Origin of the sequence: Bradyrhizobium sp. SK17 (genome assembly GCF_002831585.1) — a bacterium.
Classification (GTDB): domain Bacteria; phylum Pseudomonadota; class Alphaproteobacteria; order Rhizobiales; family Xanthobacteraceae; genus Bradyrhizobium.
The window spans coordinates 6,802,380-6,815,784 of sequence record NZ_CP025113.1 but is presented as its reverse complement, the minus strand read 5'-3'; the positions used below and the strand labels follow the sequence as shown (position 1 = coordinate 6,815,784).

Here is a 13,405-nt window from a genome sequence, read left to right as displayed (position 1 = left end):
GTAGAGGGGGTTCAACTGGTGGGAAAACGGTGATAAGACGCTGCCGATCGTTAGCTCTGCCCACTTCTGTCCCACTCACTGGTGCCACGCCAGGCCTTATGAAGAACGACGAAATCCTCAGTCAGATCACGGAGTTCTGCCGCCGTTCCGATATGGCGGAGACGACGTTTGGCCGCCGTGCGGTCAATGACGGCAAGCTGGTTTACCGGCTGCGCGAGGGCAAGCGCATCACCATCGACACGCTGGATCGCATCAACGCCTTCATTGCGACCTCGACCCCGGGCGGCGTCGCACCGCCGCGCGGCCTCGTGGTGCCGCCGGAAAAGCGCGATCCGCGGGGCAATTTCCGCTTCTTCGAGAACCGCCAGCGCTATCTGCTGTTCGTGCACACTTGCAGCGAGAAGCGGGTGATCGCCGACCGGGTCGCGCTGGAACTGGCGGCGATCCACCCGCGGCCGCCGGCGCTGCGGGTTTTCGATGCCGGGATGGGTGACGGCACGGTGCTGGCGCGGGTTCTGCGAGCCATGCATGGCCGCTTCCCGCATATGCCGTTCTATGTCGCCGGCAAGGAATTGAGCCTGGAGGACGTTCGCCTGACCCTCGACAAGGTCCCGGACCGCCTGTTCGAGCACCCGGCAAGCGTCTTCGTGTTCACCAACATGTACTACGCCGAGGCGCCGTGGCTGACGCCGAAAGATTCAACGGCGGCGGCCGGGATGATCTGGCACGAAGTCGCCCTGCGCGGCGCCTCGTCGGGCGATTTCGAGGCTCAGATCGCCGAGCTCGGCCCATTTCTGGAGCAGAACTGGCGCGCCAATCTCAGTCCCCGGACCGCGATGCCGATCTATGAGCGGCCGGTGGCGCTCGTCCTGTATCGGGACGATCATCGCTTCCTGCTCGACTCCATCATTCCGCGGGCCGGGCGGACCGAGGCCAATTTCGATCTGGTGATCGCCTCGCAGCCCTACCGGGCAAAATCGTCGGTGAATTTCCGGGCCAAGCGGATCATCGCGCCGCTGGCGCGCGCGCTGCGCAGCGGAGGACGCTTGATAGGAATCCACTCCCACGGCGGCGATCCCGGACTTGAAATGATTCAAGCGGTCTGGCCCGGAGAAAATCCTTTCGCCGTCAGCCGTCATGAGATACTGCGCGCGGTGAAATACGAGCTGGGCTCGGCCGGCCGCGAGCTGAACTTCAATGCCTATGCCGATAACCGTTCGATCTTCCGCTATGATATGGAGGCGCTGCCCAATGAGGTGACCGGCTCGATCGGAACCTCGACGGCCTTCGCCGCGTGGAATGCGGCAGTGTATGTCGCGCAGATCGAAGATGAGCGGTTGACCGAAACGACCGAAGACGGACGAGCTCTCGAGGCCACACGCGAGGTTCTCCGCAAACACAACGGGCTGTGGTTCTACGACGAATCCTACGTCATCTCGCGGCGACGAGACTGACATTTCGGGGACATATTCACCAACCAACGTCGGACATCGACGAAACAAGGGGTTTGCTTGATGCGCGCGTCTTATCTCTTCACCAGCGAGTCGGTCTCCGAAGGCCATCCGGACAAAGTCTGCGATCGCATCTCGGATGAGATCGTCGATCTGTTCTACCGCGAAGGGCCGAAGGCCGGCATCGATCCGTGGCAGATCCGTGCCGCCTGCGAGACGCTCGCGACCACCAACAAGGTGGTGATCGCCGGCGAGACCCGCGGCCCGAGCTCGGTCACCAACGATCACATCGAGAGCGTCGTCCGCGATGCGATCAAGGACATCGGCTACGAGCAGGACGGCTTCCACTGGAAGACCTGCGACATCGAGATCCTGCTGCATCCGCAGTCGGCGGACATCGCGCAGGGCGTCGATGCGCTGCAGCCGGGCGAAGTCAAGGAAGAGGGTGCCGGCGACCAGGGCATCATGTTCGGCTACGCCACCAACGAGACGCCCGACCTGATGCCGGCGCCGATCTTCTATGCCCACAAGATCCTGCGCCTGATCTCGGAAGCACGCCACTCCGGCAAGGAGAAGGTGCTCGGTCCGGACTCCAAGAGCCAGGTCACCGTGCAGTACGAGAACGGCAAGCCGGTCGGCGTCCGCGAGATCGTGGTCTCGCATCAGCATCTGGTCGAGGACCTCACCTCCAGCCAGATCCGCGACATCGTCGAGCCCTATGTGCGCGAGGCGCTGCCGAAGGACTGGATCAACGGCAAGACGATCTGGCACATCAATCCGACCGGCAAGTTCTACATCGGCGGTCCCGACGGCGATTCCGGCCTGACCGGCCGCAAGATCATCGTCGACACCTATGGTGGCGCGGCTCCGCATGGCGGCGGCGCGTTCTCCGGCAAGGATCCGACCAAGGTCGACCGCTCGGCTGCTTACGCTGCGCGCTACGTTGCCAAGAACATCGTCGCGGCCGGTCTTGCCGACCGCTGCACGCTGCAACTCGCCTACGCGATCGGCGTGGCGCGTCCGCTGTCGATCTACATCGACACCCACGGCACCGGTAAGGTCTCGGAGGACGAGCTCGAGCGGGCGGCGGCGAAGGCGATGGACCTGACGCCGCGTGGCATCCGCACCCATCTCGATCTCAACCGCCCGATCTACGCGCGCACCTCGGCCTACGGCCATTTCGGCCGCACGCCGGACAATGAGGGCGGCTTCTCCTGGGAGAAGACCGATCTCGTCGAGCCGCTGAAGCGCGCGCTCTGACTTTCTTACCTCGCCCCGCTTGCGGGGAGAGGTCGCCGCGAAGCGGCGGGTGAGGGGGACTCTCCGCGGATTAGTCCGCGGATGCGGCCCCTCATTCCGACCCTCTCCTCATAGGAACGGGGAGAGGGAGAAGGCTGCGCCGCAGGGCGCTCGGCTCGCTTTGTTACTGACACGCTCGATTCACCGATTAGGAAAACCACATGAACGCCCCCACGAAGCCCGGCTTCACCGACTACATCGTCAAGGACATTGCGCTCGCCGATTTCGGCCGCAAGGAGATCTCGCTGGCCGAGACCGAGATGCCCGGCCTGATGGCCACCCGCGAGGAGTATGGCCCCAAGCAGCCGCTGAAGGGCGCGCGCATCGCCGGCTCGCTGCACATGACGATCCAGACCGCGGTCTTGATCGAGACGCTGGCTGCGCTCGGCGCCGACATCCGCTGGGTCTCGTGCAACATCTATTCGACCCAGGATCACGCCGCCGCGGCCATCGCCGCCGCCGGCATTCCGGTGTTCGCCGTCAAGGGCGAGACGCTGACCGAGTACTGGGACTACACCGCAAAACTGTTCGACTGGCATGGCGGCGGCACGCCGAACATGATCCTCGATGACGGCGGCGACGCCACCATGCTGGTGCACGCCGGCGTGCGCGCCGAGCAGGGCGACACCGCGTTCCTCGACAAGCCGGGCTCGGAAGAAGAGGAGATCTTCTACGCGTTGGTGAAGCGTCTCCTGAAGGAGAAGCCGAAGGGCTACTTCGCCGAGATCGCCAAGAACATCAAGGGCGTCTCGGAAGAGACCACCACGGGCGTGCATCGCCTCTACGAGATGGCCAACAAGGGCACGCTCTTGTTCCCGGCGATCAACGTCAACGACAGCGTCACCAAGTCGAAGTTCGACAACCTCTATGGTTGCCGTGAGTCGCTGGTCGACGGCATTCGCCGCGGCACCGACGTGATGCTGTCGGGCAAGGTCGCGATGGTCGCGGGCTTCGGCGACGTCGGCAAGGGCTCGGCGGCCTCGCTGCGCCAGGCCGGCTGCCGCGTCATGGTCTCCGAGGTCGATCCGATCTGCGCGTTGCAGGCGGCGATGGAAGGCTATGAGGTCGTGACGATGGAAGACGCGGCGCCGCGCGCCGACATCTTCGTCACCGCCACCGGCAACAAGGACATCATCACCATCGAGCACATGCGCGCGATGAAGGATCGCGCCATCGTCTGCAATATCGGTCACTTCGACAACGAGATCCAGATCGCGTCGCTGCGCAATCTGAAGTGGACCAACATCAAGCCGCAGGTCGACGAGATCGAGTTCCCCGACAAGCACCGCATCATCATGCTGTCGGAAGGTCGTCTCGTGAACCTCGGCAACGCGATGGGCCATCCGTCCTTCGTGATGTCGGCCTCGTTCACCAACCAGACGCTGGCGCAGATCGAACTCTGGGCCAACAACAAGGACGGCAAGTACGCCAAGAAGGTCTACGTGCTGCCGAAGACGCTCGACGAGAAGGTCGCGCGGCTGCACCTCGCCAAGATCGGCGTCAAGCTGACCGAGTTGCGCAAGGACCAGGCCGACTACATCGGCGTCAAGCAGGAAGGTCCGTACAAGTCGGATCACTACCGCTATTGAGCAGCGCGCACTGCGATAGATGAAGTGAAGAGCCCCGGCATCGCCCGGGGCTTTTTGCTGGGCGGGTCTCGTCATTCGCTGGGACTACGACTGTGAATAGTTCACGCGGTGTCACCACCGGCGAAAGCGGGTGATCCAGTATTCCAGAGGCGGTCGTGCTTGAATCGAGAAGCCGCGGCGTACTGGATCGCCCTGTCGAGCCGGACGATGACAGCGAAGAATGCGGACGCAGGAGCGCACCTCTATCCACACGTCATTCCGGGGCGCGCCGCTTGGCGCGAGCCCCGGAATGACGACTGGGCACGTGTGCCGCAGTCGCCAGCGTCACTCCGATGCCCGCACCGTGCCGTATCCCAGCTGCCGCGAGATATCGCCGGCACAATCACGCAGCGCGGTGGCGATCTTGCTGTCCCAGCCGGCGTCGAAGGTGCCTTCCGGGCCCATCGCGGTGATCACGAGCGCGACATGACCTGCGTGATCGAACACCGGCGCGGCGAAGGCGTTGACACCTGGCAATGGATCGCCGATCGCTCGTGCGAGACCGCGGCTGCGGACCTCGTCGAGCACCTCCGCGGCCTTCGCGTGGACGGGATCACGCTTCGGGTTGTAGCCGACGCCGAGCCGATCGAGGCCGCTCTCGAGTGCCGTCCTGATCGCGTTCGGCGGCATGAAGGCGGCAAAGGCGCGGCCGGTCGCGGTCTCCAGCAGCGCCACCACCGAGCCGACGCGCATCGCGATATGCACGGGATGGCTCGGCTCCTCGAGCCGCACCACGGTGGCGCCATGGGTGCCCCAGACCGACAGCGACACCGCATGATTGATGCTGTCGGCGAGCGCGGCGATCCTGGGCGTTGCGATCCGCACCGCTGACTGCCGGCGTAGGCTGATCAGGCCGAGCTCGAGCGCCAGCGCGCCGATCTCGTAGCGGCCGGTGGCCTCGTCCTGCTCGATCAGTCCGATGCGGGAGAAGCTGACGAGATAGGGATGCGCCTTGGCCGGCGGCATGCCGGCTTCGCGGGCGAGATCGCGCAGCATCATCGGCTCGCCGCTGCGGGCGAGCGCGCGGAGCAGTTCTCCGCCGACCTCGATCGATTGTATGCCGCGGCTTTCTCTCGTCATGTGACCTTGCTCGTGTTCGTCGTTTCGCGCTTAGCAGGAAACCCCGCTGGCCGCGAGACGTCGACGCGCGGGGAGTCCTTTTGTGCGTCATCCCGAGGAGCCGCGGAGCGGCGTCTCGAAGGATGTACGGCCCCACTGGAGGCCGTCCATCCTTCGAGACGGCCGCTTCGCGGCCTCCTCAGGGTGACGGTGATAGTGCTCACGGCTCCACTCTCCGCTAAGCCGCAGCCCCCGCAATGTGCTTGCCTGCGATATAGCCGAAGGTCAGCGCGGGCCCCAGCGTGATGCCGGCGCCGGGATAGTTGCCGCCCATGATGCTCGCCATGTCGTTGCCAGCCGCATAGAGGCCTTCGATCGGCTGACCGTCGGCATCGAGCGCGCGGGCATTGGCGTCGGTGCGGATGCCGGCATAGGTGCCGAGGTCGCCGATCACCATCTTGATGGCGTAGAACGGCCCGTGCTGGATCGGCGCGATGCAGGGATTGGGGCCGTGCAGCGCATCGCCCTGGTAGCGATTATAGGCGCGCGAGCCCTTGCCGAAGGCGGGATCGCGTCCCTCGGCCGCCAGTGTGTTGAACTCGGCGACCGTTGCCTCGAACGCCCTGGCGTCGATGCCGGCCTGCGCGGCGAGCTCCGACAGCGTCGTACCGCGCTTCAGGTAACCGGTCTTGAGATGATGGCCGAGCGGCATCGGGCGCGGCGGCACGCAGCCGAGACCGTATTTGCGCAGCGTGTCGTGATCGCAGACCAAATAGGCTGCGATCTCCTCGCCGGGCTGTGCTGCCTTGATCATCTCCTGCACGAAGTCGTGGTAGGAATTGCCCTCATTGGCAAAGCGCTGGCCGTCGCGCATGACCGCGATCACGCCGGGTTTGGCGCGATCGATGAAGTGCGGCATCACGCCCTTCGAGCCGTCCTTGCGCGTCGTGACCGAGACCGGCACCCAGGCGGCAGCATTCGGCAGAGAATCCTCGACGCGGCCGCCGGCGGATTCCGCAAGCCGCAGACCGTCACCGGTGTTGCCGGTTGGTCCCGGGGAATAGTGCTCCATGCCGGTCGGCGCATGCGGAAACATCTTCTGCCGTCGCGCCACGTCATGCGGGAAGCCGCCGCAGGCGAGCACGATGCCGCGCCTGGCGTTGACGCGGATGGTACGGCCCTCGCGCACGATGATCGCGCCGCGCACCACGCCGTTCTCGACGATCAATTCGCGCACCGGCGAATTGAGCCAGAGCGGGATCTTGAGGTCGAAGGCCGACTTCGCCAGCCGGCCGGCCAGCGCATTGCCGTTGGTCAAGGTCATGCCGCGGCCGTTGCGCATCACGTCGATGGCGTGCTTCGACAGCCGTTTGGCGACATAGGCCGCCGAGGTGATCGACCGCGTCGCGCGCATGAAGTGCACGATCTCCTTGCCGGAGCCGAGCATCATGCCGAACACGGTGAGCTCGGGCAGGGGGCTGCCGAGGTTCTTCAAGGCATCGCCGAGCTCGTGGGCGTCGAACGGCCGCGTCACCATCGAGCGGCCGCCCTGCGTGCCGCCGGGGGCTTCGGCATGATAGTCCGGGAAGGTCAGCGGCATGTCGAAACGCACCGCGGTCCTGGTCGTGAAGAAATCGACTGCCTTCGGCCCTTCGGTCAGGAACGCATTGACGCGCGCGGAGTCAAAGCTGTTGCCGGCCTCGTGGCGCAGATAGGTCCTGGCCTGATCGGGGTTCTCCTCGATGCCCCAGGCCTTGGCGAGCGAGGTGCCGGGAATCCACAGCCAGCCGCCGGAGCGCGCGGTGGTGCCGCCAAAGCGTGGCTCCTTCTCGACCACCAGGACCTTCAGGCCATGATGGCCGGCGGTGACCGCCGCGGACAGCCCGGCACAGCCGGAGCCGACGACGAGCGCGTCGCAGTCATAGGTTTCCTGGGTGTCTCGGGTTTCTTGGCTTTTTTCGTTGGCCACGCGATCGATCCTATTTCTTCAGCAGCGGGCATTTGGACTCGGAGACCGGACGAAACGCGTCCTCGCCCTTCACGGTCTTGACGATGTCGAGATAGTCCCACGGCTCCTTGGACTCCGAGGGCTTCTTTACCTTCGCGAGATACATGTCGCGGATCACGCGGCCGTCCTCGCGCAGTCTGCCGCCATGCACGAAGGTGTCCTCGATCGGCAGCTCGCGCATCTTGGCCATCACCGCTTTCGGATCGTCGGTGCCGGCAGCCTTGATCGCCTTCAGATAATGCAGCACCGAGCCGTAGACGCCGGTCTGGATCATGGTCGGCATCACGTTGGTGCGGGCGAAGAATTTCTTCGACCAGGCGCGCGTCTTCTCGTCCATGTTCCAGTACGACGCGGTCGTCATGTAGGTGCCTGCGCGGCGTTGAGGCCGATCGCGTGCACGTCGGTGTCGAACATCAGGAGGCCGACCAGCTTCTGGCCGCCCTGCACGAGGCCGAACTCGCCGGACTGCTTGATTGAATTGTCGGTGTCCTGGCCGGCATTGGCGAACGCCACCACATCCGCCTTCGAGTTTTGCGCCTGCAAAGCGAAGGAGGAGAAGTCGGCGGTGTTGGTCGGATGGCGGACGCTGCCGAGCACCTTGCCGCCCATCTCGTTGACGAAGCGCGTCGCGTCCTTTTCGAGCTGCTGGCCGAAAGCGTAGTCCGCGGTGATGAAGTACCAGGACTTGCCGCCTTCCGCGATCACCGCCGAGGCCGTCACCTTCGACAGCGCATAGGTGTCGTAGGTGAAGTGCACGGTGTTGGGGCTGCACAGCTCATCGGTCAGCGAGCTCGCGCCGGGGCCGGACAAGAGCGCGATCTTGTTGCGCTCGCGCACCATGTTGTGCACGGCGATCGCGATGCCGGAGTTGGGAATGTCGACGACGGCGTCGACCTTGTTGTTGTCGAACCAGCCGCGCACGATCTGCACGCCGACATCGGTCTTCATCTGGTGGTCGGCGGAAATGATCTCGATCGGCTTGCCGAGCACGGTGGGGCCGAATTCCTCGACCGCCATCTTGGCTGCCTCGACCGAGCCCGGGCCGGAATTGTCGCGGCCCCAGCTCGACAGGTCGGTCAGCACCCCGATGCGCACGACGTCATCGGAAACCTGGGCTTGAGCTGCGGTCGTCATCGCCGCGAGCATGGCTGTCGCCAAGAAATATCTCATCGTTCCTCCTCCTGGATGTCCGCATTCTCTGGCGGGTCATCTCATGATTAGGAATTATCAAATTAGTTTGTCAATGGCGAATTTGACGTGTGTGAATGTTGCCACATGATTGCGTCCTCGAATGAGGCGGTGCTTCACATTTGGTGAGTATACGCTTACATGGCTCATCCGGGACGGCACTGCGGCAGGGCTTCAGCCCACGCCAGAGCTCGCGGCAGTACCAAGTCAGTATGAACAGGGGAATTTTCGCGGACGGCGATGCCTTCGCCGCCCGGCGGAGCCAGCCTTCACCGGGATCGGCTCTTGCGGGGCGGCTCGCATGAAGAGCGTCGGCGCACTGCGATCATAGACGGATCATGTTGAGACAGCTCTTCGCGCCGCAGCTCGTTATTCTCTACGTGCTGGTGGCCTCCACACTTTACGTGCACTTCCGCGGCAAGCAGCGGTTGCGCTTCGCGCGCCAGCTCGGCGATCACTCGACCTATCTCGCGCCCTACAATGTGCTGATGTATGCGGGCTCGGCCGTGCCCAACACGCCGGTGATCCCGGTCGAGCAGTTTCCCGAGCTGAAGAAGCTCTCCGACAATTGGGAGACCATCCGCGACGAGGCGACCCGGCTGTTCGACGAGGGCTTCATCCGCGCCGCGGCCAAGAACAACGACTGGGGCTTCTATTCGTTCTTCAAGAGCGGCTGGAAGCGGTTCTACCTGAAATGGTACGACGACTTCCTGCCGTCGGCGCGCACGCTGTGCCCGCAGACGGTGGAGCTGTTGAATTCGATCCCGAACGTGCACGGCGCGATGTTCGCGATGCTGCCGCCCGGCGGCAAGCTCGGCGCGCACCGCGATCCGTTCGCGGGCTCCCTGCGCTATCACCTCGGCCTGGTGACGCCGAACTCGAACCAGTGCCGCATTCTCGTCGATGGCGTCGAATGCGTCTGGCGCGACGGCGAGGCCTTCATGTTCGACGAGACCTTCATCCACAGCGCCGAGAACAAGACCGACGTCAACCGCATCATCCTGTTCTGCGATGTCGAGCGCCCGATGAAGTACGGCTTCATGACCCGGATCAACCGCTGGGTCAGCCACAACATCGTCAAGGCGTCGGCCACCCAGAACGTCGACGGCGAGCATGTCGGCGCGCTGAACAAGGTGTTCGGCAAGCTCTACGAGGTCCATCTCGCCAGCCGCAAGGTCAAGGAGTGGAATCGGAACGTGTACTACACGCTGAAATATTCCGTGACCGCGCTGATCCTCGGCCTGATCGTGGTATCGGCGCTGCGCTGACCGCAGCTGGTTTGCCGCACTGACTGCAAAGCCCCGGAGCGGTGCTCCGGGGCTCTTGCTTTGCCGGCCGCCGTCTCGTCCTGGCCTACCGCTCCCGATTGGCGCCGACGCCGAGCGTATCGATCTTGGCGTCGGAGGCGGCATCCATATCGGCCCCAGTGATCGGCTGGTCGACGATCAACAGATAGCATCCCGCCGAGACGACGCCGATCAGGGCGCCGACGACGAGGGCTGGGACGAACGAACCCGTCTTCTGCACGATCAGGCCGGTCACGGTCGGCGCCAGCGCGCCGCCGAGATATCCGCCGAAATTCTGCACCGAGCCGATCGAGGCGGTGCAGTTGGTCGGGACCGCGACCGAACTGAGTGCCCAGGCGCAGGTGCTGGTGACATAGACCAGGAACAGCGAGATCGAGATGAAGGCGATCGCGAGCGCATTGCTCTCGACATAGGCCGCGGCCACCGTGCAGGCCGCCGTCCCAAGCAGCGAGATCGCGGCCGGGTAACGCCGGCTCCTCAGCGGCTCGACGCCGCGGCGTACCAGGATGTCGGCGATGTATCCGCCGATGACGCCGCCGACCACACCGCAGGCGAACGGCACCGCGGCCGCCCATCCGGTGTATTTTACGCTCATATGCCGTTCGATCTCGAGATAGCCCGGCAGCCAGGCGGTGTAGATCCAGGTCAAATAGATGCAGCCGAAATAGCCGAAGATCATGCCCCAGGTGGTGCGGAAGCGGAACAACAGCGACCAGTCGCGGAACGTGACCTTGGTGCGCTGGCCGGGCGGATCGCCTTGCGTCCGGTAGGCGTTCTCGTGCGCGGTGAGCGCAACCTGCTCGGGATTGCGATAGAGCAGGTACCAGCAGGCGGCGACGATCAGGCCGGCGATACCCATGATCACGAACATCGCGCGCCAGCCGAATGTCAGCATCAGATAGGTCAGCAGCGGCACGGCGATCGCGGTGCCGAGCGATGACGCGCAATTGAACACGCCGGTGGCGAGGCCGCGGTCGCGCTGGTTGAACCAGTCCCGCACCACGCGCGCGCCGGTCGGGAATTGCGGGGCTTCGCCAATTCCGAGCAGGACGCGCGCCCCGAAGAACTGGCCGAAATTCTGCACCAGGCCGCCGATCAGCTGCGCCAACGACCACAGGCTGAGACCCATGGTGAGAAGCAGGCGCGGACCCAGCCGGTCGACCATCGCGCCGGTGGGGAGCTGCGAGAATGCGTAGGCCCACAGGAAGGCGGAAAGCAGGTAACCCATATCCGCAATCGACAACCCGAGTTCCTCGCGGATCAGCGGATTGGCAACCGCGAGCGTCGCGCGATCGATGTAGTTGACGACCCCGGCAACGACCAGCAGAGCCAGCGCGACGCGTTGAATAGATTTCAGCCGTGGCGTCGCAAGCTCCATTCCCGACATGATTCGTTTTCCTCACCTGTGATTTTGCCGCACAGTATCGGCGTGTGACGGGTCGAACCAGAACGGTCGTCGTCCAGCCTGCGTTGCGATTTTGACATGGACCTTTGGCCGTGGTTGGTGACCGCGCGCTGTGCGTCGAAGACGAGCGCGCCGACGGGTCTGCGCCGAACGTCGGCGTGCCGACCGCCGATCACACTCTCGCGATGTGACGGATGGTTGATCCGTTCATGGGGTGGAAGAACTTGGCGGGCAGGGTGAGTTCGCGCTGCCTTGTACGTGTCGAAGTGCTACAGTCCGATTTGACATTTCGCACTCAGGGGACCTTGTCATGCCGGAGACATCTGGAGCTTTCGCGACCACTGCGCTGAGCGGCTACGAGCTGTTGGCCGATCCCCGGTTGAACAAGGGCACGGCGTTCTCCGAAGCCGAGCGCGAGACGTTCGATCTGCACGGCCTGCTGCCGCCCAACATCCTGACGCTGGACGAGCAGGTCTCGCGCCGCCTCGAGGCGTTGCGCGGCTACGAGACGGACATCGAGCGCTATGCCTTTCTGCGCGAGCTGCAGGACACCAACGAGACGCTGTTCTACGCGCTCTTGGTCAGCAACCTCGAAGAGCTGTTGCCGATCGTCTACACGCCAACCGTCGGTGAGGGTTGCCAAAAATTCAGCCGCCTGTTTCGCAAGCCCCGCGGGCTGTTCCTCAGCATCCCACACCAGCACCGGATCGACCGCATTTTCGCTCATCCGCGTTTCGACCATGTCGAGGCGATCGTGGTGACCGATGGCGAACGCATCCTCGGTCTCGGCGACCAGGGCGCCGGCGGCATGGGTATCCCGATCGGCAAGCTCGCGCTCTACACCGGCTGCGGCGGCCTCCATCCGGCGACCACGCTGCCGATCCTGCTCGACGTCGGCACCGACAATCCCGATTGCCTGGCGGATCCGCTCTATATCGGCTGGCGCAACGAGCGCGTCCGCGGCCAGGCCTATGACGACTTCATCGAGGCATTCGTCTCGGCGGTGGTGAAGCGCTGGCCGCGCGTGCTGCTGCAATGGGAGGATTTCGCCAAGAACAATGCGACGCGCATGCTGGAGCGCTATCGCGACCGGCTGTTGACCTTCAACGACGACATCCAGGGCACCGCCGCGGTGGCGACCGGCGCCTTGCTCTCCGCGATCAACGTCACCGGCGTGCCGCTCACCGAACAGCGCGTCGCGGTGCTCGGCGCCGGCTCCGCCGGCTGCGGCATCGCCAGCCTGATCCGCGCCGCGATGGTCGATGCCGGCCTGTCGGAGGACGAGGCGTCGAAACGCTTCTTCATGGTCGACCGCGATGGTCTGCTGCTCGAGGGCATGAGCGGGCTTGCCCCGTTCCAGTTGCCGTTCGTGCAAGGCAAGCAGGCGACCGCAGGCTGGCAGCTCAGCCATCCGGACAAGATCGGGCTGCTCGACGTGGTGCGCAACGCGCGACCGACCGTGTTGATCGGCGTCTCCGGCCAGGCCGGCGCATTCTCCGAGCCGATCGTCCGCGCGATGGCCGAGTGCAACAAACGGCCGGTGATCTTCCCGCTGTCGAACCCGACCTCGCGCGAGGAGGCGACGCCCGCCGATATCGAGGCGTGGACGGAGGGGCGGGCCCTGATCGGCGTCGGCAGCCCGTTCCCGCCGATCACGCGCGACGGTGCCCGCTTCAAGGTCGACCAGACCAACAACTCCTACATCTTCCCTGGCGTCGGTGTCGGCGCGCTTGCGGTCGGCGCCAGCCGGATCAGCGACGGGATGTTCATGGCTGCCGCCAAGGCGCTGGCCAGCGTGTCGCCGGCCCGCAACAATCCGAAGCACAATCTGCTGCCACCAGTCAGCGCGCTGCGCGACGTCGCGCTGACGGTCGCACTGGCGGTGGCGCTGCAGGCGCACAAGGAGGGGCTCGCCAAGGACGTTCCGATCGACCAGGTCGAGGCGCGCATCCAGGCCAAGATCTGGACCCCGCGCTACGTGCCGTATCGGTGTAGCGATCGGGCGTAGCCGCACAGGCGCCCGACGCGATTCTTCGCACCCGCCTGCAAGCGGTGCGAAG

Annotated in this window: 8 protein-coding genes and 1 pseudogene; 5 read left to right on the top strand and 4 right to left on the bottom strand. The window is 64.8% G+C overall.

Going from position 1 to position 13,405, the window contains the following annotated elements; genetic code table 11:
* Window positions 1-98 precede the first annotated feature (98 nt).
* The 3 genes from CWS35_RS31630 to ahcY all read left to right on the top strand — a co-directional run bounded on the left by CWS35_RS31630 (window position 99) and on the right by ahcY (window position 4,339).
* Window positions 99-1,454: a hypothetical protein gene (locus tag CWS35_RS31630; protein ID WP_024585080.1), complete on the top strand. Its 1,356-nt coding sequence runs from the start codon at window positions 99-101 to the stop codon at window positions 1,452-1,454.
* Between the two features lie 60 nt (window positions 1,455-1,514).
* Window positions 1,515-2,711 (top strand): methionine adenosyltransferase, encoded by a 1,197-nt coding sequence (gene metK, locus CWS35_RS31625; RefSeq protein ID WP_024585079.1) that lies wholly within the window; start codon window positions 1,515-1,517, stop codon window positions 2,709-2,711.
* Window positions 2,712-2,911: 200 nt separating this feature from the next.
* Window positions 2,912-4,339 (top strand): adenosylhomocysteinase, encoded by a 1,428-nt coding sequence (gene ahcY / locus CWS35_RS31620; protein ID WP_024585078.1) that lies wholly within the window; start codon window positions 2,912-2,914, stop codon window positions 4,337-4,339.
* A gap of 324 nt (window positions 4,340-4,663) precedes the next feature.
* Here the strand turns inward: ahcY and CWS35_RS31615 are convergent, their stop codons facing one another.
* The 3 genes and pseudogenes from CWS35_RS31615 to CWS35_RS31605 all read right to left on the bottom strand — a co-directional run bounded on the left by CWS35_RS31615 (window position 4,664) and on the right by CWS35_RS31605 (window position 8,615).
* A complete protein-coding gene (locus CWS35_RS31615) occupies window positions 4,664-5,458 on the bottom strand; it encodes an IclR family transcriptional regulator (protein WP_100955315.1) in 795 nt (264 codons plus the stop codon).
* Between the two features lie 217 nt (window positions 5,459-5,675).
* Window positions 5,676-7,406 (bottom strand): FAD-dependent oxidoreductase, encoded by a 1,731-nt coding sequence (locus tag CWS35_RS31610; RefSeq protein ID WP_100955314.1) that lies wholly within the window; start codon window positions 7,404-7,406, stop codon window positions 5,676-5,678.
* A 10-nt stretch (window positions 7,407-7,416) separates the two neighbouring features.
* A pseudogene (locus CWS35_RS31605) lies at window positions 7,417-8,615 on the bottom strand (ABC transporter substrate-binding protein).
* Window positions 8,616-8,971: 356 nt separating this feature from the next.
* Here CWS35_RS31605 and CWS35_RS31600 point away from each other — a divergent pair.
* Entirely contained in the window at window positions 8,972-9,901 is a 930-nt protein-coding gene (locus CWS35_RS31600; protein ID WP_100955313.1) for an aspartyl/asparaginyl beta-hydroxylase domain-containing protein, read from the top strand.
* Window positions 9,902-9,986: 85 nt separating this feature from the next.
* On the opposite strand, the gene CWS35_RS31595 is transcribed toward CWS35_RS31600, so the two are convergent.
* On the bottom strand, window positions 9,987-11,327 hold the full coding sequence (locus CWS35_RS31595) for an MFS transporter (RefSeq protein WP_245438751.1): 1,341 nt from the start codon (window positions 11,325-11,327) through the stop codon (window positions 9,987-9,989).
* A gap of 328 nt (window positions 11,328-11,655) precedes the next feature.
* Between CWS35_RS31595 and CWS35_RS31590 the strand changes: the two genes are divergently transcribed.
* A complete protein-coding gene (locus tag CWS35_RS31590) occupies window positions 11,656-13,353 on the top strand; it encodes an NAD-dependent malic enzyme (RefSeq protein ID WP_100955311.1) in 1,698 nt (565 codons plus the stop codon).
* Window positions 13,354-13,405 lie beyond the last annotated feature (52 nt).